This window comes from Alteromonas salexigens, from assembly GCF_025628895.1.
GTDB classification, from domain to species: domain Bacteria; phylum Pseudomonadota; class Gammaproteobacteria; order Enterobacterales; family Alteromonadaceae; genus Alteromonas; species Alteromonas salexigens.
The window spans coordinates 230,060-254,690 of sequence record NZ_JAOTJC010000004.1 but is presented as its reverse complement, the minus strand read 5'-3'; the positions used below and the strand labels follow the sequence as shown (position 1 = coordinate 254,690).

Annotated in this window: 23 protein-coding genes; 15 read left to right on the top strand and 8 right to left on the bottom strand. The window is 52.6% G+C overall.

Annotated elements, in window-relative coordinates:
- Nucleotides 1-163: 163 nt before the first annotated feature.
- Nucleotides 164-1,126 carry an alpha/beta fold hydrolase gene (locus tag OCL06_RS02285; protein WP_262992121.1) on the bottom strand — a complete coding sequence of 321 codons (963 nt, stop codon included), beginning with the start codon at nucleotides 1,124-1,126 and terminating at the stop codon, nucleotides 164-166.
- 98 nt (nucleotides 1,127-1,224) lie between these two features.
- On the opposite strand from OCL06_RS02285, the gene arfB reads away from it, so the two are divergent.
- The 4 genes from arfB to OCL06_RS02265 all read left to right on the top strand — a co-directional run bounded on the left by arfB (nucleotide 1,225) and on the right by OCL06_RS02265 (nucleotide 4,041).
- A complete protein-coding gene (arfB, locus tag OCL06_RS02280; protein WP_262992120.1) occupies nucleotides 1,225-1,638 on the top strand; it encodes an alternative ribosome rescue aminoacyl-tRNA hydrolase ArfB in 414 nt (137 codons plus the stop codon).
- Nucleotides 1,639-1,831: 193 nt separating this feature from the next.
- Nucleotides 1,832-2,122 carry a hypothetical protein gene (locus OCL06_RS02275; protein WP_262992119.1) on the top strand — a complete coding sequence of 97 codons (291 nt, stop codon included), beginning with the start codon at nucleotides 1,832-1,834 and terminating at the stop codon, nucleotides 2,120-2,122.
- A gap of 83 nt (nucleotides 2,123-2,205) precedes the next feature.
- The gene (locus tag OCL06_RS02270; protein WP_262992118.1) at nucleotides 2,206-3,012 is read left to right on the top strand and encodes a hypothetical protein; all 807 of its coding nucleotides are present in this window, start codon (nucleotides 2,206-2,208) and stop codon (nucleotides 3,010-3,012) included.
- A 126-nt stretch (nucleotides 3,013-3,138) separates the two neighbouring features.
- Complete coding sequence (locus OCL06_RS02265) at nucleotides 3,139-4,041, top strand: hypothetical protein (protein ID WP_262992117.1); 903 nt, start codon at nucleotides 3,139-3,141, stop codon at nucleotides 4,039-4,041.
- On the opposite strand, the gene OCL06_RS02260 is transcribed toward OCL06_RS02265, so the two are convergent.
- Complete coding sequence (locus tag OCL06_RS02260; protein ID WP_262992116.1) at nucleotides 4,038-5,312, bottom strand: S8 family serine peptidase; 1,275 nt, start codon at nucleotides 5,310-5,312, stop codon at nucleotides 4,038-4,040. The genes OCL06_RS02265 and OCL06_RS02260 overlap by 4 nt on opposite strands.
- A 121-nt stretch (nucleotides 5,313-5,433) precedes the next feature.
- Between OCL06_RS02260 and OCL06_RS02255 the strand changes: the two genes are divergently transcribed.
- Genes OCL06_RS02255 through OCL06_RS02245 form a run of 3 tightly spaced genes read left to right on the top strand, consistent with a single transcriptional unit; the run spans nucleotide 5,434 to nucleotide 7,185 of the window.
- Nucleotides 5,434-5,919 (top strand): RNA polymerase sigma factor, encoded by a 486-nt coding sequence (locus tag OCL06_RS02255; RefSeq protein ID WP_262992115.1) that lies wholly within the window; start codon nucleotides 5,434-5,436, stop codon nucleotides 5,917-5,919.
- Nucleotides 5,916-6,656: an anti-sigma factor family protein gene (locus OCL06_RS02250; RefSeq protein WP_262992114.1), complete on the top strand. Its 741-nt coding sequence runs from the start codon at nucleotides 5,916-5,918 to the stop codon at nucleotides 6,654-6,656. Before OCL06_RS02255 ends, OCL06_RS02250 begins: the two co-directional genes overlap by 4 nt.
- A gap of 4 nt (nucleotides 6,657-6,660) precedes the next feature.
- Nucleotides 6,661-7,185 (top strand): CC0125/CC1285 family lipoprotein, encoded by a 525-nt coding sequence (locus OCL06_RS02245; protein ID WP_262992113.1) that lies wholly within the window; start codon nucleotides 6,661-6,663, stop codon nucleotides 7,183-7,185.
- Between the two features lie 57 nt (nucleotides 7,186-7,242).
- Here OCL06_RS02245 and OCL06_RS02240 read toward each other — a convergent pair whose 3' ends face one another.
- Nucleotides 7,243-7,434 carry a CsbD family protein gene (locus OCL06_RS02240; RefSeq protein ID WP_262992112.1) on the bottom strand — a complete coding sequence of 64 codons (192 nt, stop codon included), beginning with the start codon at nucleotides 7,432-7,434 and terminating at the stop codon, nucleotides 7,243-7,245.
- A gap of 682 nt (nucleotides 7,435-8,116) precedes the next feature.
- Between OCL06_RS02240 and OCL06_RS02235 the strand changes: the two genes are divergently transcribed.
- Nucleotides 8,117-8,605, top strand: coding sequence for a hypothetical protein (locus OCL06_RS02235; protein WP_262992111.1), 489 nt, complete (start codon nucleotides 8,117-8,119; stop codon nucleotides 8,603-8,605).
- Nucleotides 8,606-8,619: 14 nt separating this feature from the next.
- Here the strand turns inward: OCL06_RS02235 and OCL06_RS02230 are convergent, their stop codons facing one another.
- The 3 genes from OCL06_RS02230 to OCL06_RS02220 form a co-directional block, all read right to left on the bottom strand.
- Nucleotides 8,620-9,138 carry an ankyrin repeat domain-containing protein gene (locus OCL06_RS02230; protein ID WP_262992110.1) on the bottom strand — a complete coding sequence of 173 codons (519 nt, stop codon included), beginning with the start codon at nucleotides 9,136-9,138 and terminating at the stop codon, nucleotides 8,620-8,622.
- Between the two features lie 146 nt (nucleotides 9,139-9,284).
- A complete protein-coding gene (locus tag OCL06_RS02225; protein WP_262992109.1) occupies nucleotides 9,285-10,475 on the bottom strand; it encodes an MFS transporter in 1,191 nt (396 codons plus the stop codon).
- Between the two features lie 171 nt (nucleotides 10,476-10,646).
- Nucleotides 10,647-11,207 (bottom strand): BON domain-containing protein, encoded by a 561-nt coding sequence (locus OCL06_RS02220; protein ID WP_262992108.1) that lies wholly within the window; start codon nucleotides 11,205-11,207, stop codon nucleotides 10,647-10,649.
- Nucleotides 11,208-11,610: 403 nt separating this feature from the next.
- Here OCL06_RS02220 and OCL06_RS02215 point away from each other — a divergent pair, with 403 nt between their 5' ends.
- The 3 genes from OCL06_RS02215 (at nucleotide 11,611) to OCL06_RS02205 (ending at nucleotide 13,678) form a co-directional block, all read left to right on the top strand.
- Nucleotides 11,611-11,796, top strand: coding sequence for a hypothetical protein (locus OCL06_RS02215; RefSeq protein ID WP_262992107.1), 186 nt, complete (start codon nucleotides 11,611-11,613; stop codon nucleotides 11,794-11,796).
- Nucleotides 11,797-11,863: 67 nt separating this feature from the next.
- Nucleotides 11,864-12,631 (top strand): sulfite exporter TauE/SafE family protein, encoded by a 768-nt coding sequence (locus OCL06_RS02210; protein ID WP_262992106.1) that lies wholly within the window; start codon nucleotides 11,864-11,866, stop codon nucleotides 12,629-12,631.
- Between the two features lie 93 nt (nucleotides 12,632-12,724).
- Nucleotides 12,725-13,678: a cation diffusion facilitator family transporter gene (locus OCL06_RS02205; protein ID WP_262992105.1), complete on the top strand. Its 954-nt coding sequence runs from the start codon at nucleotides 12,725-12,727 to the stop codon at nucleotides 13,676-13,678.
- Between the two features lie 48 nt (nucleotides 13,679-13,726).
- Here the strand turns inward: OCL06_RS02205 and OCL06_RS02200 are convergent, their stop codons facing one another.
- A complete protein-coding gene (locus OCL06_RS02200) occupies nucleotides 13,727-16,306 on the bottom strand; it encodes a glycoside hydrolase family 3 protein (protein WP_262992104.1) in 2,580 nt (859 codons plus the stop codon).
- Complete coding sequence (locus OCL06_RS02195; RefSeq protein WP_262992103.1) at nucleotides 16,303-17,550, bottom strand: sugar MFS transporter; 1,248 nt, start codon at nucleotides 17,548-17,550, stop codon at nucleotides 16,303-16,305. Before OCL06_RS02195 ends, OCL06_RS02200 begins: the two co-directional genes overlap by 4 nt.
- A 651-nt stretch (nucleotides 17,551-18,201) precedes the next feature.
- Between OCL06_RS02195 and OCL06_RS02190 the strand changes: the two genes are divergently transcribed.
- The 4 genes from OCL06_RS02190 (at nucleotide 18,202) to OCL06_RS02175 (ending at nucleotide 24,619) form a co-directional block, all read left to right on the top strand.
- Nucleotides 18,202-21,156, top strand: coding sequence for a TonB-dependent receptor (locus OCL06_RS02190; protein ID WP_262992102.1), 2,955 nt, complete (start codon nucleotides 18,202-18,204; stop codon nucleotides 21,154-21,156).
- A 162-nt stretch (nucleotides 21,157-21,318) separates the two neighbouring features.
- Entirely contained in the window at nucleotides 21,319-22,890 is a 1,572-nt protein-coding gene (locus OCL06_RS02185; protein ID WP_262992101.1) for a tryptophan 7-halogenase, read from the top strand.
- Nucleotides 22,891-22,901: 11 nt separating this feature from the next.
- Nucleotides 22,902-23,615, top strand: coding sequence for a SapC family protein (locus OCL06_RS02180; RefSeq protein WP_262992100.1), 714 nt, complete (start codon nucleotides 22,902-22,904; stop codon nucleotides 23,613-23,615).
- Nucleotides 23,615-24,619 carry a cupin-like domain-containing protein gene (locus tag OCL06_RS02175; RefSeq protein WP_262992099.1) on the top strand — a complete coding sequence of 335 codons (1,005 nt, stop codon included), beginning with the start codon at nucleotides 23,615-23,617 and terminating at the stop codon, nucleotides 24,617-24,619. Before OCL06_RS02180 ends, OCL06_RS02175 begins: the two co-directional genes overlap by 1 nt.
- Nucleotides 24,620-24,631 lie beyond the last annotated feature (12 nt).

Here is a 24,631-nt window from a genome sequence, read left to right as displayed (position 1 = left end):
CCCTATACCGCACCATGCGGGGATGTTGGGCTAAGCGAAAACGTATAATATTTAATTCCTTTTGTCGGGGGAGTGAGACTGGTCACGGGGGCTCTCCGGGCCTTAAATAAATAGGTGGGTGTCCTGGTGAAGAGTGAGTGTCCTGACATGAGGTGGGTGTCTGTTAGTCCGCAGGGTGGCTGGATGGGAATGCACGGCGGGCAATGTCATTGATAAATTCCACGCATTGCGTTGGCGCTGTCATCGGGATCATGTGCCCCCGGTCGGTCAGATGCTCGGTAATAAGGTTGGGGAGTGCCCGGGCCAGACACTGGGTGTGGTAACCGGGGTTTAAAATGCGGTCCTTTGCGCCGAATAGCACCCCGGTCGGGCACCGAATAGTGTGATACAGGCGACTCTGCTGACGCAAACTTCCTTGCATAACAGCCACATCGTTAATGGCTTCATAGCAGGCATTCGAATGCATAGACAGCGCGCCGCCATATTTTAGGGCGAAGTCTGCTGGCACCGTGTCAGGGGCAAATATGGCGTCCAGATTGCGCTTTGCGTTACGTAACCGGTAAGGGGTGGCCAGGGTCGCACTGAGTAAGCGGCGGGTAGGCGGCCCGGGGATGTACAGCCTGCGCATAGCCCCGGAAGCGTCGGGTAAAGGGGCTGTCAGCGGGCATAATAACGCTAATCCGGCACACTTCTCAGGAGCCAGTAGTGCCATTCGCAGTGCCACGGCACCGCCCATGGAGTGGCCTACAATCAGTGCCCGGTTCACCTTTATATGCGACATCCATTCGAGCAACATGGTAGCCTGAACCGCAAAGTCGGCATCTGTTGCCGAGAGACGGGTGGCATGACCCGAGCCCGGCCGGTCTACCGCATAGACCCGGTAATGTTTGGCAAGGGCGTCTTCTATGCCAGAAAAATTGTGTAAGTTGCCAGACAGACCATGAATAAGCACCACAGGAGGGCCGCTGCCGGATTCCTGCCAGTGAATAGTGCCGCCTGTTACCGGTAATAATTGTCCGGACGGGGGAAAGTGCTGGCGGATCTTATCGTCAACTTTGCGGGTATAAAGCCAGGCTGATACGATTGCTGCCAGTATCAGGGCTAACGCCCCGAGGATAATTACCATAACACGCTCCATGATGATGCGCTGTATACGTGCGCCCCGCTGCTAAAGATTGCCGGCAGTATGGGCGAGCGGTTTTAAAAACCAAGCAGGAGTACTCCATGATCCAAATCACCGCCGCGCTGCAGTTAGATGAGCGAGAGGTTGAAATGACAGCCATTCGCGCCCAGGGCGCAGGCGGGCAGAATGTGAATAAAGTCAGTAGCGCAATTCATCTGCGTTTTGATGTGCAGGGTTCGTCTTTACCTGATCAGGTAAAAGAACGCTTACTGCGCTCCAGAGATACCCGGCTTACCACGGATGGGGTATTTGTGCTCAAAGCTCAGTCTTACCGTACCCAGGAGCAAAATCGGCTGGATGCCATTCAGCGACTGGCTCACTGGATAGCGGAAGCGACGAAAGTGAAGAAGAAGCGCAAACCCACCCGTATCAGTAAAGGGGCGAAGATCCGGCGCAAAGATGCAAAGCAAAAACAAAGCCGGCAAAAAGCACTTCGCAAAAATCCGGATGTTTAACTACACTTTCGCCACAGTTTTCAGCGACCTATTTCACTTAACAGTTTAAATCACTGCCCTGTCATACCCAGGTATTAATCGAAAGTATAAAAAAGTCTGGGTAGCTAATTGCAGTGAGTGGTTGCTTACTGGTACAATTTGCGGCGAATAATTTAGCGCCAGGATGGTGCTGACCGGCAAGGACAAAGGAAACATGACACGCGCTAATCTAATCCCCTCGGTGTTGTTCGGAGCAATTCTCGCTTCTATCATCATTACTTCACCGGAGGCACAAGACATACAACTACCACAGATTGATCAGCAAAGGCTGGAGTTTAGCGATACCCCCCGCTATCCGGAGCCTCATCATGGTCGTCTTAAGTCGCCATTATATGCACCTGCAGATGTCACGGTGCCGTATCGTCATGCCCGCGCCACACTGCACAATGTCCCTCCTACCCTGGCGGTTTCACCGCGGCCCGACTCTGCGCTGCAAGCCGGTTAAACAAAAAATTTAAAAAAGTTTGGAATAAACCCGGACGCTGATCCGTTACCTGAATGTCTGATTTGACAAACAGGAGACGAATCATGAAAAAACTAACACTTTCAATTCTAATAGCTTCAACACTTGGCGCAGCTAATGTATCAGCGCAATCTGTAACGCTGTCGGCTGAGACAAGCGCACAAACAACTACTACCGCTTCCACCTCTGCTAATGAGTCGTCGGCCGGTATGACTGCCAGTAACTCGGCCAGCGCCGAGGCGCAGGGTACTACAGAGACTGGTGGTGAGACGGCCTCTGAGACCAACACCGCCACATCCACCGACACATTGCTCAGCAGCAACTCTGACACTTCAGGTGAAGGGGAGCTGGCAGGTGACGCGTCACAAAACCTGACAGCCAGTGCATCATCGCTACTGAATGTTGCCGGAAACCAGAACGCGGAAGCGCCGGATACCCCGGATGCAGAAGCAGCGACGGAAAACGGGCAGGCAGCGTTAACCCAGCAGGCCAGCAGCTCAGCTGAAGTGGCTACCCAGACGGCCTCGTCGCTCAGTGCGAATGCCAGTGGCATGGCCGCAGGGGCGCTAGAGGTTGCCGGCGATGCGTCTGCAACAGTAAGCGGCAGTGCGCAGGCGCTGACCAGCGTAGCGGCCGACACTGCAGCACAAACTGCCACTGATGCGGTAAGTAATGCCAGCATCGATGGGGCCGCCTCAGGTGCCGTCAACGAGGTGGTGGGCGCTACGGTGTCCTCAGCAGTGGAAGCGACCGCATCACAGGAAGTTGCGTCCAGCGTGGATGGTCAGGTTACCGAGCAGGTGGCTACCACCGTCAATAGTGCAGTCGATAACTCAGTAAGCGGCAGCATCAGCGGTCTGATTGGCCAGTAACACCACCTTGCGGGTTGCGCTTTCTTGACCCGCTCTTTCTGTCTTGTGAGCACCGCCCCCATGCGGTGCCCTTTCTCTTTAAGTAGTGGGTGTCACCCTACACAGTTACGCACCCGGGAGTTTGCTATGCGTAAATCCATTGTATGTTCATTATCCTTGTTGGCAGCGGCCGGCGTAGCGCCTTTATCAGCCAATGAAACATTGTCGTTTTCCGGTGAGGTATTTGGTGGTTATGGTTACGATGATAACGTCAGCGTCAACGAACTGGAAACCAGCACGCGCGAGGGGGATTCCGCCTGGCATTATGGCGCCGCAGGCAAGGCAACGTTCACCCCTGCCAAAAAGTGGCAATTTACAGCTGGCGCCAAACATCAGGCCACACGCTATCAGCAACAGGAAGACTTTGACCTGGCCATAACTACGCTGTCAGCCACCGGCAGTTACCAGGCTGACGGGGCGAAAGTGGGCGCCCACCATTATTATGCCGATGCGCAGTTAGGCGATTCCGGTTTTATGACCTATAGCCAGTCAGGCATGTCACTGGGAAGAGGTTTTGCAGAGGGTAGCGGATACTGGCGCACCAGCCTGGATCATATCAATAAGACCTTTGATACACTATCAGAGCGGGATGCCACGGCTAAGGCATTACGTACCGATGCATTCTGGTTTTTCGATGCGTCGCAATTCATCCAGTTGGGGGTAGTACTGCATGATGAGGATGCTGAGGACGAGCAGTTCAGCTATCAAAGCCCCACCCTCAGTGTAGCGTATCAGCACCCGGTCAGCATCTTCAGCAAACAGGCTAAGATTGATGTGTCTTATTCCTATTCTCACCGTCAGTATACGGCTACCGAGCTGCAACCTGAGCGTGAGGATCACCGGCGTAAAACTGAGCTGACGTTCACACTGCCCCTGGCCTCGTCACTGGATATTTCACTGGCCGCCTCCCACGGCAACTACCAGTCCACCAATGTTAGTGCCGATTATCAGGAAACCAAAACCGAGCTGGAAATGCGCTGGGCGTTCTAATGAACCCCGGCGTCGATTACCCCAAAGCCAAACACGGGGTCTCGCCCCGGCTCACCAAGATCCCGTGCTCTCTGCTGTAACTGCGAACGCGCCTGAGCCGGCGACAGCCCTTCTGTACGCAGGCAGGCCAGTCTGGCTGCCACGACCGGAGCGGCCATTGACGTGCCGGTTTCGCTGCCTAGCTGGCCGTCCGCGCGCGCCGTTTTAACAGATACGCCCGGCGCTGCGAGTTCGACATATTCCCCCTGATTTGCCCAGCGATAAATAGTGTCATTGCTGTCGACTGCGGTGACGGCAATCGTCTCGTCATAGGCGGCCGGGTAGCGGGGTAACGCGGCCGGGCCTTCATTTCCCGCTGCTGCGGCTATCTGAATACCGTTTTGACTTAGCTGGCCGACGGCTTGCGCCAGCAGCGCGTTAGCCGGACCGGTAAGTGACATATTGATGACCTCCACCCCCGACTCTGCCAAATAGTTTAATCCTTCCAACAGTGCCATTAGTGTGGCCCCCTGACTTACCGACGAGCGCGAATAAAATACATTGGCGGCAATCAACTGACTCTCGGCGGGCATAGCCGCTGCCGCCAGGCCCGCGACTGCTGTGCCATGAGCCACGCTATGTGGGACTTCGTCAGGCAAAAAACTGCGCTGGGTTACTGCAAGATGGGATAGCTGTGGATGATTCTCGGCCAGGGCGGTGTCCACCAGCCCCAGACGAACCGGCCGTGCACAGCGAGCCCTCTCAGCTGGCTTCGCGGCCGCAGATGTTTCTTCACCGGCCTGGGTCAGATAGATATGGTGTTTTACCGGGGTCACTTCCACGCTATCGGGCAACACATTCTGCAAGGCTTTCAGCGAGGTCAGTGAGGCACTGACCCGGATGCGCAGTACGGTGAGCGACAGGGCGGGCAGGTAACGGCTTGAAAGGGTATGGATGTCCGGGTGTTGAAGCCGGGGGTGCTGCTCACCCGGGGCGTACAACAACCACTCACGGGCCACCACTAGTTCACCATTGGTGTCCCGGGCCTCATTGATAATGACATCCCCGGCCAGATCAGTAATTTGTACAAGTTCTGGCACGTTTATAATCTTTTCCGGAATTTCTCTGAGGGTGTCAGTCACGTCGTCAGGTTTGGGCAGTCTCCGCTCCGCTATATCCGGAATGGAGCGGCTAACCGCGTCCACAGGCGAGATGACCTGCTGGGGCAGGCGCAACTGCGCGCCGGCGTGAAGTGATAATGTGAGAGCAATAATTAACAATAATGATTTCATAATGACCATGCTACGCTAGCTTGAATGCAGGGGTAACGGGTGGGCATAAAAAAAATTCCCCTTGCGCGGGAATAAATCGCTGGCTGGCCCGTTATCGTTAAAACAGTCAGGAAAAGACAGTATGAAAGATACACTAAAAGAGATTTTGCCGTCATTGCGAAAATTTGCTTTTTCGCTGACCGGTAATCTGCATGACGCGGATGATCTATTGCAAAATACGGTTGAGAAACTGCTGCAGAAGCCCGTACCTGATGATGTACCCGTACTGGCGTGGAGTTTTCGTGTTTGCCGTAATTTGTGGATTGATGAATATCGAGCCAACAAAGTGCGTCAGGCTGCGGTCAATAAACCAGAGCTGCAGGAGCCGGTACAGCATGATGCCGAGAAAATTACCGCCAGCCTTACGCTGCGTCAGGTGACGGATGCCATGGAAGAATTGCCTGATGACCACCGTGACGTGTTGTCCCTCGTGGCGGTGCAGGGCATGAGCTATCGTGAGGCTTCGGAAGTCTTATCGGTTCCCAGTGGCACAATAATGAGCCGTCTGGCCCGTGCCAGAGCACGTCTGGCGGATGTCCTTAAACTTACCCCGGAGGCCTTTTCATGAGCGTAGATGATGCAATGTTATCCGCATTTTTAGATGCGGAACTGGTGGAAGCCGAAATGGAACAGGTTCGGCAAGCGCTCGCGGAAGACCTGACCGTGGCCGACCGGCTCGCCGCCCTGGCTAACGTCGATATGGTAGTACGTCAGGCCGCGGAAAAGGCTACCGAGGCACCGATGCCGGCCGCTGTGCTGGCGTTACTGGACACCCACACCACGGCACCTACAGAAAAGTCAGCCGATGTGGTGGAGTTGAGCACCTGGCAACGACTGCGTAAGCAGGTGTCGGTACCGGTCTCGCTGGCTGCAGGCATAGCGCTGATGGTGGGTCTGAGTGTATTTAACACCGCTCAGCATTCACCGGACGTCACTTGGGAGAATGTCGCACAGGTCATGGATACTAACCTTACCGGGGAGACATATCAATCAGACAGAGGGGCACAGATTACCCCTCAGCTGTCGTTTCAGAATGGTGACGGTGAGTTCTGTCGACAGGTAGAGGCACAATCTGAAGCTGAACTAAATCAATGGATTGGATGTAAAAACAATCGGGGAGACTGGGTTCAGGTAGCCCATATCACCTTGCCAGCTACCAGTCAGCAAGGGGAATATCGCACCGCCAGTGCCACGAAGGCCCTGGACGATGTACTGGATACCCTGATGGCATCATCGCCGATGAACCGTAGTCAGGAACAGCAAGCAATACGTAATCACTGGCTGGCATCGCCAGCAAAGGAGTAGAAAGATGAGTAAATGGTTTACATTGATGGTAGTGATGGTGGGTCTGACAGCCTGCGCCAGCCAGCCGGACTACCGGGAAGCAAAGCGGGGCGGTTATGGCTATTCTGAGAGTAAGCTTAGCGACTCCCAGTATCGTATTCATTTTAAAGCCCGCGGCAGTGACAAGTCCCGCGCGATGGATTACGCCATGCTACGGGCGGCAGAAGTCACCCTGGAGAATGGCTACGACTGGTTTGTAGTGACGGACCGCGAAACACTGGTGGACAAAGAGACAGTGCAGTCGAGCCCACAGGTAGGCTTCAGTCAGCGGTATACCCAGGTACGGGAATGTGGGCTGGTAACGTGCCGCACCACGTCATACCCGTCTACGCAGTTCTCCACCGGCATTTTTGTGGGCGGTTCGGAGAAAAGCGAAATTGAGAGTATTCTGAGTATTGAAACCGGTAAAGGGACACGTCCTGACGGCGGCTCAAGCTTTGATGCCCGCGATGTCCAGGAAAACCTGGCACCGCTGGTGGAAGAAGAGTAAGACACAAAAAAAGGTTGCCCACGGGCAACCTTTTCTATTCAGAGTGACGGATAAAACTTATTTCAGAAAGCCATCTACGTCACGTTCGGCTTCATCCCGGCTCTTACCGTAATTCTGCTGAATTTTACCTACCAGCTCTTCACGACGGCCGTCGATTTGATCCAAATCATCATCGGTAAGCTTGCCCCATTTCTGTTGCACCTTACCTTTCATTTCCTTCCAGTTACCTTCGATACGATCGTTATTCATAGTTCCTCCTATGCGTTCAATGGCTGCATGTACGTCCTATGCCATATAAATGCAGCAACCTGCATACCACAACGCGATTTTAAAATTAAAACAGCCTAAGTTGTTGAAAATACATAATTCTTTTTCGGTGCGGTGTGGAAATCTTTGATGTTTGGCCGTAGGAATAACCTGCACTTTTTACAGGTTCGTCTGAAAAACTACAGGCTGCTATTAGTCGCAGGTCAAGGTAAAGAGAAGAAGGGTAACTGCTGTGGGTGTCTTTGACGCGGGTGGGTGTCCTGCAAGAATGTGGGTGTCCCGTTGTCAGTGTGGGTGTCCTGGAAATAGCGGGGTGTCGGGGGGAACGAAAAAGCAGGGGCCGGAACCCCTGTGGGGATAAACACTAGGAAAAACACTTTGGAGACGTAAGTTCACTCATCAGAGTGGCTTAGCTGAATAAAAATTAGCAGCAGTCTGTGTTGCTTTCCGCAGCTGGTTTTATATTCGGGTGTCGCCGGTCATACTTATTACCCGATCTTCCGGGCTATCACCGGCATATGCGTAAAGTTTTATATCAAGGGGACAAATTCGAGCTGTACAGATTAAAAAACACCCAACTGACCGCAGCCGGCTTTACTTCGGTGGATCATTTAAAACGTGTTTGGCATCATGAGCGGCGTAAGAAAGACGGGGGAGTGATAGCATGCTGCGAACCACACTCATATTGCTAAGCGCTGCGGCGGTTATGTCGTGTTCACCACGGCCATCATATGAAGATGTCATCAGTACGTTTCGAGACAATAAAGCCACCTTCACTATGATTGCGTCAAAAGCCTGCGATATTGCCAAGGAAGAAGGCAAAGCAAAGTATGAAGTTTCACGTGCAAAAGAAAAAGAAACCGCATTACTGGATATGGCTCAGTCAGTCTCAGTGAATGCTATTCATGTGGAACATAAAGAAGAGCGTTGTTACTTGTCGATGCCCGTGTGGGAGACGCAAAAAGATAACGTGGAAAGCCAGTTTGCGTATCGCTACAACGTAACGTCACCTTCTCCTTACCTGCAACAACAGCATGATTATCAGAATGTAGTGCAGGCGGTTGAGCAAAAGAAGCCGAACAACCTGCAATTCGACATGCAGCTGTCCAGTAAATGGTTCTTTACCGTCAGTGCGCGGCATCAGTCAGAGTAGTTGCTCTCCAATAACTAACGATAGCGCAACGTCGGGCCATCTTCACGGGCACCTGCATCAATCAACAATGCGCGCATCGTCTGGCTGTTAGCCTGGTTTAGTGGTGTGCGCCACACTTTACCGCCGGTTGTCTCAGCATTCACACCAAGGTTAATATCTGCCCCCGCCGCTATGAGCTGACGCGCGATACTCACCCGGTCAAGACGACTGGCGGTGATAAGCGCCGTTTCATCCCCGGCAACCACCTGGTTTACCTCCGCGCCCTTTGCCAGTAAAAAGCCGATCATCGCCGGATGATCACTCTTAGTTGCCACAATAAGGGCACTGCCCTCCAATGGAACGGGCTGATTGATATCCGCCCCCTGAGCGAGCAGCGCCGCTGCTAGTTCAGTATTACCCAATGCTACCGCGCGGGTGAGCGGTGTGCCATCGCCGGGTGTAATCGTTTGGCTCCCGCTGACTGTGTGTGTTGTAGGCGCGGTATGATTAGCCCGCACATGGTCGGTGGTTATAGTAAGCGCAAATGTCGCCAAGCAAATTCCGATGAAAAAGCTATGACCCAGCGTACCGGGGCTTTTGCTGTAAGAATGTCGAGTCTTTGGCATGAGCGTGCTATCCGTTTGTGAGATAACAGGTATGTCGCTCGCCAACTGAGATTAGTTTAAACGGGTAAAATTTTTTACGCTGACCGAAAGGCCTGTAGCTTCAGTGAGGCCAGCAGGGTAAACAATAACACCATAGCCGCGGCCACCATAAAGGGATATCGTTCATCGACGCCATAAAACAAGGCGGCCACCGGTGGGCCTACAATGTAGCCCATGGCCGGGGTGGCGGTAATCATGCCGGTAACCGTGGCCTGGCGGTCGGGATGACACCGGCTGGTAGCCGCAGCTGCAATGGACGGATACGCCATACCCATGGCCAGACCCATAATAACCATGGCGGCGTACAATGCCCATAAAGACTGGTGGAAATACATAAGCAAGTACGCACTACACAACAGTGGCATGGCTATCTGAATCAGTTTTTCCGGTGCCACGTGAGTGCGTTGGACCACAGCTAACTGGATACCCAACGACGATATGGCACTGAGCATCATAGCCAGCCCCACGCCCTGAGCGGCTTCCACGGTTGATGCCTGATAAATATCGATAAGGAAAAACCCCAGCGTTTGTTGCAGCATGGCCATGGCGCAAAAAACGCTGGCACATAACGCAATCAGCAGTGCGGTGAGTGGTCGAAGCGAGGCATTGCGTACCTGATGATGCCGATCCCGGTCGCTGGTGGCTGGCGAAGGAGGACTAGCGGGCAGCTTTTTATACACCAACGTCAGCGCGATTACTGTGAGCAGCAACACGGCATACAAGGGAGTGAGCAAGCCAAAGCCCACCAATGCGCCGGCAAAGGTTGGCCCCAGGATCTGCCCTAAATTATTGGCTGAGGTCACTTTACTGATAGATTTAACACGTTCAGACGCAGGGCTGATGGCAATGGTATAGCCCACAGCAGATGGCGGAGTGGCAGACATCACACTTGACTGCAGGCTGCGGGAAAGCAGCAGTGCAAGAAAAAGTGCGGTACCGGCAAAGTAGCCGTTTAATCCCAGTGTCCATACGACGGCAAACAGCAGGGTGCCCAGGGTGTATCCGGTTAAGCCGAGCATCAGCAAGCGGCGATGCCCGCGGCGTTTCGCCACTCTGCTCCACACGGTCGTGCCCAGCGCAAAAATACAGGCTGAGCTGGACATAATCACCGATACCTGAAATTCCGACAAACCTGTTTCCCGGCCCAGGGACGGCAAGGTAGTCAGCACCACACTTTGTCCTATGGCGGTGGCCAGCAACGCAAAAAACAGGATTTTGAAGGGCACGTTACACAGGCTCCGTCAGAACAGGGGAAAAATTCGTCGCTATTCTACACCGTCCCACAGAAAAGCCTATGCCAGTGAGCCGGCGAATGACAGACAAAAAAATGCCCGCTAAGGAAGCGGGCCAATATCAGAGGTAATGATAAGGCCCCGAACAGGCCTTGAGGGGAGTGGTTAGCCGTCTATTGACAGCTCACTTACTACGTCATCGACGTCATCAGTGTTCTTTGCAATGGCAATCGCCAGATCCCGTTCACTGTTGGATCTCACGGTGCCGGAAAGGGTAACAATCCCTTGTTTCGCTTGGACTTCAATGTCAGTGCCAGAGAGCTGATCTTCCAGTAGCAAGCGAGTCTTAATTACTGTTACTACTTTTGCATCCTGTAAATCTCGTGTGAACGCGTCCCAATCTCCATCAAAATCATCTGGCGTTATTACAGACAAACGGTTATCAACCGATTTAACACCTTCTAGCGACTTGACCAGTTCCGTGGCAAGCGCTTTATCGACTTCACTGTCGACCTTTCCTGTAAGGATTACTATTCCGTCCCTGACATCCGTGTTTATGTCGAAGGTATTGAGTTGACCGTTGAACAGGAGCGTTGCTTCCGCTTTCCCATCAATCCATGCATCCCTGGCTGACGCTTTCCATTTATTTCCTTGGCTGTCAGCTAGTACTGGCGAAGACAATGCCAATGCTGCAATCGTTGCAGATACGCTTAAAAAACGTGTCATTGCTGTCTCCTGTTCGTCGTCTGTACTTATATGTATGCCAACTCCATGCCAACGGGGTGAAGTTAATTTAAGTTACTGATAATTAATAATTATATATTTTAAATGATTGAATTGTTCACACTGTGAAAAAGGTAGTGAGTAGAATTTTCTCAATAGTATGTCGTTTCTTACAGACACGACTTAGACAAAAGTAGTGGGTGGTTGGGTGTTTGCCACACCGGATAGAGAAAGCCGCCAGCGACACGAATTTTTACGAATATTTTTCATAAGCTGCGCGGCTTTAGGCCATACTTGTTGTAGGGCGCGGCTGCCTGCTGCCATCCTAGTAACAAGCGAAGTCTGCGAGTAATTAAGATGGTCCGGCAGTACGACAGCGTGCCCGGCAATCGACTGGAGGGAAATTATGGTGTCGAGAATAGCTGTAATTGTGCTGTGTTTACTGGCTGCTATTGGTTGTTACGTGGTCGGCCTGCGGGCAGGTATAGTGGTATTTGTGTTACTGGGCGTGGTGTTTGAACTGATATTCTGGCTACGGTTGGCCAGTCGCGACCGCCTGGAAGGCAAACCTGCTCACAAAGAGCGCTCCTGAATTTTGATTCCACCTCTTCATAACACCAGGTAGTCGTGTTTTTTATTCTGCTACAAAACTGCATATTATGTATGACACTCTGCTGACGCTGTTTACTGCCGGCCATCAAATCAGTGGGCTGGTGGCGGCCGGCCTTATATTGCTGGCAGCATTGACCTCGCTGATGACTGCCAGCCTGGGTATTGGTGGGGGCGTGTTACTGCTTGGGGTGATGGCCACCGTGATGCCGGTAGCGGCGCTCATTCCTGTGCACGGGTTGGTTCAGTTTGGCTCTAATGCCAATCGGGCGGCGCTTACCCGGCGCCATACCGACTGGCGGATGGTGGGCTGGTTCTGCCTGGGAGCAGTGGTGGGCGCCAGCGTGGCGACGCTGCTGGTGATTCAGTTACCTTTGCAAGTTATTCAGCTGGCTGTCGCCCTGTTCATCCTGTTTCTGGTATGGGGGAGCAAGCCTAAAACACGTGAAATGCGTCCGCTGGGGCGGAGTCTGGCGGGTGCTATTACGACATTTTTGAGCATGTTCGTCGGGGCAACCGGACCACTCGTGGCGGCATTTGTGCATCGGAACGGCTATCACAAGCTGCAAATTACCGCCACGTTCGCCAGCTGCATGACCTTCCAGCATTTACTCAAGCTGGGTGTTTTCAGTGCTGTGGGGTTTCACTTTCTGCACTGGTTGCCGTTACTTGTAGCTATGATAGCAAGTGGTTTTGCAGGTACCTGGCTAGGCCTCAAATTATTAAACCGAATATCTACTGCCGGTTTTGTGAGAGTGTTTAAGTGGTTACTGACGTTGCTGGCGCTGCGCTTGCTATGGTACGCGCTGGTCGGCTGATATTCTGTTACAACGCCTTTATTCATTACACGCCCGGTAGTGCCTCTGCTATGGTGTAAGAAGATACCAGTTAAGATTACGGGGCTATTCTTCATGCATGGCCATCATCAACATGATCACACAGAACACCGCGATACGCAGCGGATTGGCTTTGCGTTCTGGCTGAATGCCTGCTTTACCATGATTGAATTTATTGGCGGCTGGCTGACCAACAGTGTGGCGATCATGGCGGATGCCGTCCATGATTTGGGTGATACCCTGTCACTGGGTCTGGCCTGGTTACTCGCGCGGCTGGGCCATCAGCCAGCTACCCACCGCTATACGTACGGCTTTAAAAGGTTGAGTTTGCTGGGCGCATGGATAAACAGCATCATTCTTGTCGCCGGTTCGGTGTGGATTTTATCTGAGGCGATCCCACGGCTGATTGACCCGCCTATGCCCCACACAGAGGGCATGATTGGCTTAGCCGTTCTCGGCATTATTGTTAACGGCATAGCGGCGTACCGCTTACATGGCGGTCATTCCATGAATGAAAAAGTGCTGAACTGGCACCTCATTGAGGATGTTATGGGCTGGGTCGCGGTGCTGATTGTCTCGATTGTACTGCACTTTTATCGCTGGCCCATACTTGATCCGCTGCTGTCCATTGGGTTCACGGTGTTTATTCTGATCAATGTGGCGCGCTACCTGGTGCAAACCTTGCGGTTATTTTTGCAGGGCGTACCTGATGATATAGAACAGCAGGCACTGACGAATGCTTTGCTTGACGTTGAACATGTGGACGAAATACACCACCTTCACTTATGGTCACTGGATGGTGAACAGCATGTGTTGACCGCACATCTGGTGCTTAACGTAAATGCCGACGGCTCCTTACTCAGAGAACTCAAAAGTCAGGTCAACGCTCAGTTGGCGCCGTATAATTTGTCACATACCACCATTGAGTTCGAGTTGCCGGGCGAGCCATGCCGGGACGACAGTGACGCGCTGCATACGCATTCTCACAACCGTCCTCATGTGCATCAGAACATTGAGCCTACAGAATAAAAAAAGGGAGCCAATGGCTCCCCTTTGTACCTCTTATTAACTAAACGACTACTGACAATCTGGCAGTGTGTCTTTCGCCACATTGGCTTCCAAGCGGATATCCGAAACCACGATGTGCGCGCCCTTGGAGGCAGTCAGCGCGAACGGGGAGAAGGTTTCTGCGAAGCTCGCTCCTTTCTCCGTCAGACAGCGGGTAGGCACCGTCACAGTCTGCCAGTCTCTCGTATTTTCCATATAGGCTGACAACTTCAGCGCCATGTCACAGCTTTCTGTGCAGCCTGCGGCCAGCATGATGTCATTAGTATTAGCCAGCGCTTTCACTTCCATAACCAGCGCCGAAGCGTCGGCAGTATAATCCCGCAGATCTTCCGGGAACGGTGCGTAGAAACCGATAGTCGCCCGCTGTTGCCAGCGCATATCCAGTGAGTCTTCTTGCACATTACGGTCGGTGGTACGCACGCTTGCGCTTTCTGTTTCTACCAGATTGCTTTGCATCACAGTATCACCGCTGGCATCTTTAATGGTCAGTTGCCAGGGCTTCTGGGTGCTAAGTACATAAATATCGTGACTCGCCGGCCCGGTATTGCCTAATTCACCACGATCTTCACTCAGCGGATAGCTGGTCTTGTCGGCGTCACCGTATTCCAGTCCATAGCCATAGGCAAACAAAGGCGTTTTACCATCACCACGATTCACGGTGGCCTGCGTCGGCAGCGCCGGCCAGGAGAACGACAGTTTGCCACTCATTGGGTAGGCAACGTCGCCGTCGGCGTCGGTGAACAAGACATCCGCTACGCCCTGACCTTCTGAACCAGGCAGCCAGGCTACCACAAAGGCATCGCTGGCATTCAGTTCAGGGTTAACCCACAGTGGGCGACCGGTGATGAACACAGACACCACAGGGATCCCTTGTTCTTTCAGAGATTTCAGCAGTGCCAAATCAGATTTCTCGCCCCGCTGAAACTCGACATTCGACAGGTCGCCATTTCCTTCCGCGTACGGGTTTTCACCAAATACCACAATGGCAACATCTGGTTTGTTGTCAAAGCTGCCATCTTCTGACAGTACGGCAGTACCACCTGCCGCATTCACCGCCGCTTCGATACCCTGATAAATAGAGGTCGCACCCGGGAAGTCGCTGTTTTCGTTACCGGTGCCCTGCCAGGTGATAGTCCAGCCACCTGACTGCTTGCCAATATTATGTGCAGCATCACCCGCCACCAGCACATTGGTGTCTGGGGACAGCGGCAATAAATTATCCTGGTTTTTCAGCATAACCAGTGATTTACGTACTGCTTCCCGTGCCACTGCGCGGTGTTCGTCTGCGCCGATCAGCTCGGCGTTAGCAGACAGCGAACGGTTGGCAGGTGAAGGTAAGTCGAACAAGCCTACACGCACTTTCACGCGCAGCACCCGGCGCACTGCATCATCAAGCCGCTCTTGTGGGATCTCACCGCTTTTCACCTGCGCGATGGTATTTTCGTAAAGCGGTTTCCAGGCACCGGTCGGCACCATGAAAATGTCCAGACCAGCGTTAATAGCCTGCGGGCAGCTTTCGTTCGTACAGCCTTTTATCTGGCCGTGACCGTTCCAGTCGCCAACCACAAAGCCGTCAAAGCCCATTTTGTCTTTAAGGACATTAGTAAGCAGATACTTACTACCGTGGATCTTTTTACCATGCCAACTGTTAAATGAAGCCATCACTGACTGAGCGCCGGCATTAAGGCCTTCTACATAGCCCTGAGCATGAATGCGGTAAAGGGTTTCTTCATCGGCAATGTTATTGCCCTGGTCGTCGCCACCTTCGGTGCCGCCGTCGCCCACAAAGTGCTTAACCGTGGAAATAACGTGAGCATCGTCAATGTTGCCGTCACGGATATCACCCTGTAAGCCAGACACGATCGCACGGGCATACTTACCTACAATTTCCGGATCTTCGGAGTAACTCTCGTAGGTCCGGCCCCAGCGATCATCACGAGCGGTGGCCACCGTAGGGGCAAATATCCAGTCAATGCCTGTGGCCCGCACTTCCTTGGCAGTAACCGTTGCAATCTTATGGATAAGCTCGGGGTCGTTCATCGCACCCAGGCCGATATTGTGCGGAAACAGAGTCGCGCCCACGACATTATTGTGGCCGTGTACCGCATCGGTGCCCCACATGGTAGGAATGCTGATCCCGTCCAGGCTATCGTCTACCGACGCCTGATACATAGATTCAGCCAGCGCCACCCAATCTTCCATGGTGGCGTGTTTGTCATTGTTCGGAAACGCACCGCCGCCGTTCAGATAGGAGCCGAAGCCATACTTGCGCATGTCTTCTACTGTTACATCACGAATTTCAGGCTGAATGATTTGCGCCACTTTTTGTTCCAGCGTCATGCTGCTAAGCAGCTCGTCTACGCGGGCTTCTACGGCGTCGCTGTTTTCGGTTGAAAAAGCGACCTCGGGCCAGTAGTCCGGTACCTTGGCATCCGGGCTTGGCGGCAATGTGCGCGCGGTATCAGTCTGGCTTTGCGCAGTCTGCTGATTTGACGATTGGGTCGCGGTGGACGCCGACTCGGGCTGACAGGCCGCGACCAGCAAGGTCGCAGTCATTGCAGCTACTGAGCGTTTCCATGTAAATGTCATGCGTTTGTCTCCTGATTTACTACAGGTTTTGAGCCTACAAGGCCGTAAAAAGCAATATAGATATAACAAAGTAGTGGCAACAGGAACGACACCTGCAGACCGACAGTGTCGGCCAACACACCCTGTAGCAGCGGAATAATGGCGCCACCAACAATAGCCAGGCACAGCATGCCAGACCCGTTTGCGGTTTGCTTGCCCAGTCCCTTCAGTGCCAGGCTGAAAATGGTAGGGAACATAATCGAGTTGCACAGGCCCACAGCAAGGATAGACCACATTGCCACTTCACCTGAACTGGATACTGAAATTGCGATAAGAATGCACGACATTGCACAGTTGAACGCCAGCAACAGCCCCGGCTTAACTTTCTGCATTACCACCGCACCGATAAAGCGGCCAACCATAGCTCCGCCCCAGTAATAGGCAAGATACCGCGAGGCCTGCCCTTCGGTCATGCCCATCACGTCATTCGACACGAAATAGTTAACCAGGAAGCTGCCGATAGACACTTCAGCGCCCACATATAAGAAGATTGCCAGAACGCCCAACGCCAGATGGCGAATTTTCAGCACGCTTTGGTCGGCGGTAGTGGGGAGGTCGGCTTCATCAGCCTTGGTGGACGGCAACGCAACCTTCACCATCACAATGGCCATTACAATAAGCACCGCGGCCATTGACAGGTAAGGCGCAATAACCGAACTGGCCTCGACCTGGGTTTCAACCCCTTCATGAGCAGAGAACAATAATGCCCCCCCGATGATGGGTGCCACTGTGGTGCCCAGTGAATTAAATGCCTGTGTCATGGTAAGACGGCTGGAGGCGGTTTCAGGGTCGCCCATAATGGTAACCAGCGGGTTGGCAGCCACCTGCAGAATAGTTACGCCGGAAGCCAGTACAAACAACGCCAGCAGGAACATCCAGTACTGCTCGAAGTACGCTGAAGGAATAAACATCACACAACCGATAGCCGCAGTTAGCAGACCAATACCAATGCCCTTCTGGTAACCCACTTTACTTACCAGCTTACCGCCGGGTACAGAAATCAGGAAATAGGCACCAAAGAAGCACGACTGAACCAGCATGGCTTTAGTGTAGGTTAAATCGAATAATGCTTTGAGATGCGGAATTAACACGTCGTTCATCGCCGTGATAAAACCCCACATGAAGAACAGGGAGGTGAGTGTCCACAAAACAAAATGCGATGTTTTGGGGTGGTTCTGCGAAACAGCCTCAGCAGTTTGAGTCATAGTAATTATCTACCTAAGTGTTGGGCATGGGGGCAATGAATGCTTACCGCCAGCTCATATGCTGTGTGAGACGATATGAGGCATGCACATGCAGTTGTTAACGACTTGTTGGCTAGTATAGGCACGAGCATGTAAAATGCAAGCGCTTACATTTAATTTTGAATGCGCTTACAAAATGCCGGCCTGTCATTTCCCACCCCGTGCAACATATCAGTGGGATAAGCGTGCAACCCGACGCCTAACTTAAAATTTAAGTTTTTATTAAGCTACTTCCTGTCGAAATCACGCAGAGCAACTATGCTGTACAGGCTACAGCTGAAATTTGTACAAAGAAAACACAATTTTTATCAGTGTAAAAAAGAGGGTTAATGTATTGGTTGTACAAAATTTAACAATTAACAAGTTCAAAACACTTGCATTACAAACGGATCCTACGTATTTTGTAATGAAAGCGCTTACAGGTATCTAGTGGTAAATTGTAAGCGCTTTCATAGCATTCAGAGTTATGCCAACTGGTGGCATAAATCAACGTAAACCAAAGTGAAACAAGTCGCCGGTTACGAGCAACACACCGCCATCACGTGATAACAGCGTGCCAGAAAGAGCGGAGCTGCAACTAACCCATTACTTATCGCACGGCTGGGGTAACACATGAAATCAAAAACATTTAATAAAACGCGACTGGCAAGCAGTCTGTCGCTTATTTTAGGCGCCATGGCAACTATGCCTGCGCTGGCTCAGGACAATGATGACGGTGAAGTTACCGCCGGTAACTTTGAAGTTATCGAAGTAAGTGGTATCCGCGAAAGTTTAACCAAATCCATGCTGACGAAAAAAGCTGCATCGGGCGTGGTTGATGCTATTTCGGCAGAGGACATCGGTAAGTTCCCCGATACCAACCTGGCCGAGTCGCTGCAGCGTATTACCGGTGTGTCTATTGACCGCTCAAACGGTGAAGGCAGTAAAATTACCGTGCGTGGCTTTGGTCCTGACTACAACCTGGTTACGCTGAACGGCCGTCAAATGCCTGCCGCGAACCTGGAAGCAACCGGCGCTTCATCATCGCGCTCGTTCGACTTTGCGAACCTGGCTTCGGAAGGCGTGTCTGCCATTGAAGTATATAAAACCAGTCGTGCGGCACAGCCAACCGGTGGTATCGGTTCTACCGTTAACCTGGTTACTGCGAAGCCACTGAGCAACCCTGGCCTGAAAGCCAGCGTGGGTGTGAAGGGCGTAATCGACCAGTCTACTGAAACAGGCAGCTCGGTGACGCCTGAGCTGTCGGGTATTTACAGCCAGACATTCAATGACGATACCTTCGGTATTCAGCTTATTGGTTCTTATCAGGAACGTGATGCCGGCGTAAACAGTGCGGAAACCGGCAACGGTTGGTACACCATTAAAGGTGACGGCGGCGACTGGGGTTCACTGCCTCGCGACGGTAGCTTTGAAAATATTCCGGGTCCAAACGACGTGTACTCCGTACCACGTAACCTGGCGTACAACGTGGATGAATTCCGCCGTACCCGTATGAACGGTCAGCTGACTCTGCAATACGCACCTACCGACGACATCACTACCACCCTGGATTACACCTACTCAGAGCTGGAAACGCAGACCATGCGTCAGCAGATCTCTACCTGGTTTAATGGTGTGCCTGCTTACGGTGAATACACCCCGGGTACCAATGAAGAAGGTTCGGTGATGGGGCCGGTGATCTATGCAGACAATACCTGCTGCGATATCGGTCTGGGCACCAGCGACTATGGCGCGGTGAATGAAAACAAATCACTGGGCTTTAACGTTGAGTGGATTGCCAGCGACAACCTGACACTGGAACTGGATTACCATGACTCGCAAGCTGAAGCCGGTCCTAAAAATGATCTGGGCAGCAACAACGTAATCAGCGGCGTACAATTCGACCGTGTACAAACCGAAGTGGACTATTCTCAGGACTTCCCGGTCATGAGCATTGTGTATGCTGATGGCGTAAACGGGTTAGATCCAAGCCGTATGCTTACCTCGGGCACGTCGTTCCGTAACAGCTACATGAAATCAGACATCAACCAGCTGCAATTCCGGGGTAACTACTACTTAGACAGCGGCATTGTCACCAGCATTGATTTCGGTCTGGCCGGCACGGAAGTTGAAAACCGTTCAGCTTACTCAGTTGCACAGCGCGATACGTGGGGCGGCTACGGTGCGCCGGAAGATTATCCGGATGATATTTTCATGCAGCGCGATCTGCCTGGCCTGTTCGATGACACACTGGGCAGCAATGGGGGCGATCTTGAACCCTTCTACTACGCAACCAGCATGCAGGATTTCCTGAGCGCGATTTCAGCGGTTGCTGTTGCCAATGGCGATACACTGGGCCCGTGTGGCACAGAGCTGTGTATGGATCCTAACTACCAGGTTGACCGCCGCACTAAAGAAACTATGTGGGCTGTATACGGCCAGGCGAATCTGGAATTTGAAATTGGTCAAATGCCAAGCTGGTTAACTGTAGGTCTGCGTTACGAAGATACCGAGGTAGAATCTGCAGCTCAGGTACCTGACATCACCGGTCTTGCGTGGGTCGGTGCCAACGAATTCAGTGTGCTGGACGACGGTTTCACCTTCACGAACCTGGATGGTGGCTACGACCACTTCCTGCCTTCTGTAGACTTTAAGATGGAAGTCGTTCAGGACTGGTTTGTACGTGCGTCTTACAGCAAAACTATTACCCGTCCCGGCTATTCTGATATTCAGGGTGGTCTGACAGTGAATCAGCTGGCCCGTGCCCAGGAAGGTTCTGGTACTGCCGGTAACCCTAACCTGCTGCCGTTCGAGTCGACTAACATCGACCTGGCTACCGAATTCTACTACGGCGAAGGCAGCTACGTGTCAGTGGCTTACTTCGACAAAGAAGTAGAAAACTTCATCGGCACCAATACTTACACAGATACCTTGTTTGATATTGCTACACCAATTGGTGGCCCGCGTTATCAGGAAGCGGTAGAGGCTTTAGGCACTGATGATGCTGCTGAGGTTCGCCAATACTTCTTCGACCAGGGTTACGTCAATGCAGATGGCCAGATTGTCGGCATCGACGGTGAAGATCCGTTGTTACCTATTCGGGTAACCCAGGCGGTGAACTCTGACGATTCCCGTTCGGTTGACGGTTGGGAATTTGCCGTACAACATCTGTTCAGCGACACCGGTTTCGGGGTCATCCTGAACTACACCATGGTAGACGGCGATGTTGAATATGATAACTACAGCCTGGCTACACAGTTTGTGTTGCTTGGTCTGAGTGATACAGCGAACGCGGTACTCTTCTATGAGAACGATGACTGGGAAGTACGTGCGGCGTGGAACTGGCGTGATAAGTTCCTGACCAGCACCACAGACGGTAATGGTCTGGCGAACCCCATCTATACCGAAGAGTACGACCAGCTTGACCTGAATGTGCGTTATCAGGTGAATGAAGATCTGGAAGTGTTCGTTGAAGGCATTAACGTTACGGGTGAGTACCAGCGTACGCATGGTCGTCATCCAAATATGCTGGTTGGCATATATGACGTGGAACCACGTTATAACGTAGGTGTGCGCTACAGCTTCTAGTCCCGGAAGTTGTAGGTCAGGAAGGCGCTGCCGTAAGGATACGGCAGCGCAGTCCGCTTTTATCCGTTACACTGAGTAGCAAACGGGATTTCGACCGTCGCCAGACGTGTCGGAAATCTGCCCTGACCACCATAGGTTCAGCGCAGACGACGGGGCAACGCTATGAACTCGCAAAATAATCCAGAATTACAACGTCATGTTGTGGTAGTGGGCGGAGGCGCAGCCGGATGGCTGACAGCTGCCATCATTGCTGCCGAACATAATGTAAAATCCAACCCCCATGTTTCTGTTACCCTGGTAGAATCGCCTGATGTGAAGATCCTCGGCGTGGGTGAAGGAACCTGGCCTACCATGCGCGACACCCTGCGCAAGATTGGTATTGCCGAAGACGATTTCTTATTGCAGTGCGATGCGTCTTTTAAACAAGGCACCTGCTTTCGCCAGTGGGTGACTAATACGGACGACGACTGCTACTACCATCCTTTTGATTTGCCAGCCGGTTTTTTCGATGCTGACATCGTGCCCTGGTGGCAAAGTACCCAGCCGAAAGCCCGCTTCGCCGAATTGTTTTCCACTCAGCCCGCGTTATGCGCTCAGCATAAAGCGCCCAAGCAAGCGCAAACACCGCCCTATGCGGCCGTGGCAAATTACGGCTATCATCTGGATGCCAATAAGTTTGCTGAGTTGCTTAAAACCCACAGTATAGAAGCGCTTGGCGTTCGTTATGTGCGCGACCATATTGATATTGTCCATACCGATGCCACCGGCGTCATTACTGAATTACAGGGGCGTGAGGGCGCAATAGCAGGTTCGCTGTTTATTGATTGCAGCGGCTTTGCGGCACGCCTGATTGGCCAGCATTACAAGGTCGATTTAGAGCCTGTTACAGCACTGAAAAACAACAGTGCCATGGCGGTTCAGGCACCCTACGCGGACAGTACCACGCCTATTCAGTCAGCCACCGTATCTACCGCGCGACAGGCCGGCTGGATATGGGATATTGGTCTGCCTACCCGCAAAGGGGTAGGCTATGTGTATAGTAGCGAACACACGGACGATGAGATTGCCCGCGCGACGCTGCTAGAGTATCTAAAGGCAGATGCCGCCAGCGCCCCGGTCCACGAAGATGCTATTCGCAAAATTAGCTTCACGCCGGGTTACCGCACTACGCCCTGGTTACACAATTGTGTAGCCGTGGGGACGTCGGCGGGATTCCTTGAGCCGCTTGAGGCTTCTGCACTGGTGATGATTGAACTGGCAGCCAACGACATTGCCAGGCTGCTGCCAGCCCCCGGCGCGCATATGACGCTGGCGGCCGAACAGTTTAACCAGAAAATGAATGCCCGCTGGGCACGCATAGTCGATTTTCTGAAGCTACATTATGTGCTCAGTGAACGCCGGGATACGTCGTACTGGCAGGCCATGACAGATATTGAGTCGGCCTCCCCCCAGTTACAGGCCTGGCTCACACTGTGGCAAACCCGTCCGCCACACGCGGATGACTTTATTTACAACAACGAAATTTTTCCGGTTGCCAGCTATCTCTATATTCTATTCGGAATGGGGTATAAAGGGCAGGTAGACGAGGGTCGGTTCAACCAGGCGCGCCTGCGTGCGGCAGAATCGGCTATCCGTCATTCGCATCAGCGGCAACAGCAACAGTTGACCGGGCTGCCGGACAACCGTGCACTGCTCGATCAGCTAACAGCCCGGGCAACTCACCAAGCCAGTTAATAGGAGTGAACATGGCCAACCATGCGCTACTGAACAATGTTCAACACAAAGATTTAAAAGTCATTACCACGCACTCGGCCGACTACGGTGACAACATGATGTGCGTGCCCGTGTATCCGGTGGAACTGCGCCACGCACAGGCGCATTACCCGCTGATGTTTGCCAAAGATGCCAATAACCAGTTCCAGTTGGTTGCCCTGCTTGGCCTTGAACAGAATGAAAATTTGTTTCTGGACGACGATGGCTGGAAGGCTAATTATAAGCCGCTGTTAATTGAGAAAGGCCCGTTTTTAATTGGCCGCAACGAGCGGGACGGCGAACAAACGTTATCTATCCATATCAACTTGGATGATCCCCGGGTAAACGAGAGCGAAGGACAGCCTATATTTTTGCCCCACGGCGGGAACACCGATTACATCGACAATATCGCCAACGTACTCAGTACTATTCATCAGAGTCAGGACGAAGTGGCGGAGTTTATTGCTACCCTCAACGAACTGTCACTGATTGAAAGTTTTGTGGTTGATATAGACCTGGACGGCTCGGGCACCCATCGTCTCTCCGGCTTTTCTACGCTGAACGAAGAAAAGCTGAAAACACTGGATGCCGACACCCTTGGCCGACTGCACAGTAAAGGCTATGTGGCGCTGATATATATGATTATTGCCTCTATGTCACAGCTGCGGAATCTGGTTGAACGAAAAAAGGCACGCGTGGCCAAGTGATGAACCAACCCGTACTTGCAGAGCACGTTGGCAACCGGGATGAGCTGACTGCTGCATTGTCCGGCTGGACGACGCCCCGCGCGTTGCCTGGTCTGGTGGCCGACTGGCCGGTAGTGCAGGCGGCCCAGGAAAGCGATGACGCGCTGGTGCAGTATCTGGCACAGTTTGACCGGGGCGTCACGGTAGACTGTCTGGCATTGCCCCATCAGGAAGACGGGCGAATGTTCTATAACGACGACATGTCGGGGTTTAATTTCACCCGCAACCGTCAGCCTTTCCAGTCTGCTTTGCAACAGATGCTGGCGCTGGCAGAGCAATCCGAACCGGACTCGCTATATGTGGGCTCCACTACGCTGGACACTTGCCTGCCGGGCTTTGCTGAGGCGAACCCCATGCCGCTGGATGCATTAGCGCCACTGGCGACCTTGTGGATTGGCAATAAGAGTCGTATTGCCGCCCATTATGATGTGCCGGATAACCTTATTTGCGTAACAGCGGGTAAGCGTAAGGTGACACTGTTTCCGCCTGAGCAGGTAGAAAATCTGTATGTGGGACCTTTGCATTTTACACCGGCAGGACAGGCCATCAGTCTGGTGGACTTCAAACACCCCGATTATGACCGGTTTCCGAAGTTTGCCAAGGCGCTGGAACAGGCCCTGGTGATAGAGCTGGAACCCGGCGACGCGCTGTATATACCTTCAATGTGGTGGCATCACATTGAAGGGCAGCAAACCATGAATATGCTGGTGAATTACTGGTGGCGACAAACGCCCGCTTATCTGGGGCGCAGTGAAAATGCCCTGTATCACGCCCTGCTGGCACTGAACAATTTGCCAGACAGCCAGCGTCAGGCCTGGAAGGCCCTGTTTAATTATTATGTATTTGGTGAGTCGTCGCGCCGTTTTGACCATATTCCAGAAAACCGGCAAGGCCCGTTAGGTGATGTCGACGAGCCTACGTTGCGCCAGTTCAAAGCCTGGCTGGCGAATAACCTCAAGCAGTAACAACTATCAGGT